The sequence below is a fragment of the Bacillus sp. JJ1764 genome (assembly GCF_036962145.1).
Classification (GTDB): Bacteria; Bacillota; Bacilli; order Bacillales; family Cytobacillaceae; genus Neobacillus.
Genome location: NZ_JBALNY010000232.1, coordinates 5,264 through 6,314, shown reverse-complemented (window position 1 = coordinate 6,314; position 1,051 = coordinate 5,264). Strand labels below are relative to the sequence as shown.

General features: G+C 31.0%; 2 protein-coding genes. One reads left to right on the top strand and one right to left on the bottom strand.

Annotated elements, in window-relative coordinates:
• The coding region (locus V7083_RS22975) for a hypothetical protein (protein WP_335482448.1) at window positions 1-252 on the top strand (252 nt) is incomplete at its 5' end.
• Window positions 253-361: 109 nt separating this feature from the next.
• Here V7083_RS22975 and V7083_RS22970 read toward each other — a convergent pair.
• Entirely contained in the window at window positions 362-820 is a 459-nt protein-coding gene (locus V7083_RS22970; RefSeq protein WP_335482446.1) for a GNAT family N-acetyltransferase, read from the bottom strand.
• Window positions 821-1,051 lie beyond the last annotated feature (231 nt).

Below are 1,051 nucleotides of genomic sequence, written 5' to 3'. Positions count from 1 at the left end.
TTGCTCTGGGTCTCCTTCCCCCTTTTGTCCATCATGAACCATATGAACGTCAGTTATTTTGATTCTTCCCTATCTGTTGTCCTTCATCATTTTCCTGAAAGACAATTTCAACTGTTCTTCCCTTCCGTTTGGCTTTCATATGCCAAAACAGGTACACAATCATTCGTTTTTCCTAAAAAAAGTATTTCCAACCAAAAAATGCACAAAGGTATTTCTCATGGATTCGTTAAGAAGTGCAAAATACGGATTTAAAAAGCAATTCGTATACATTTTTACAATAATTTAAATATTTGGCACTAATTTAACAATAGAAAAGCAGAGGTATGAGTTCACTCCTCTGCTTTCATTTACTTTATTTTTTTCAAAGCTGTTTTATCATCCTATACTCTTTATATCTATTTCCCCCAGCCTCGTATTCGAACACTTCTTTTTTCTCAAATCCAAATTTTTCATATAATGAAATAGCGATTGGATTATCAACGGAAGTGCTCGTATAAAGTTGCAAATGACCATATTTGTTTGTGAAAAAATCAAGGAACTTATGTAATGCCATTTTACCAATCCCTTTGTTTTGTTCATTTGCGTCAATCATAAACCTGCTCATTGACCATCCGTTAAGTTCCTCATCAAAATCATATAAAATAAAACCAACCATTTTATTATCGCTATAAATACCTAGTGGATATAAATTGGGTTCGTATGCAGCTTGTACTAAAGAAAAATAATTAGGGGCGACATATTTTGCTTGTGCCTCATTTAAACTAAGTTCTATACACTCATTATAATTTGATTTATCAATTGGTCTAAACTCAATATTCATCTTGTACCTCCTAGGATTCTTTTTGTATTTATTTTCATTTTAGCAATCATTTTAAGCTTGTGGGTAAATAGATGTAGATTTTTCCAATATTGCAAATAAATGAACATCTATTTCAGACTGTCTGTTTCCAGCAGATTGTTGCTAATTTATTAAAACGATAAAAAAGCTTAATTAAATTTTCAAATAAAAAAATCCAATTCATATGAGAACTGGATTTCCACTTTTTTGATT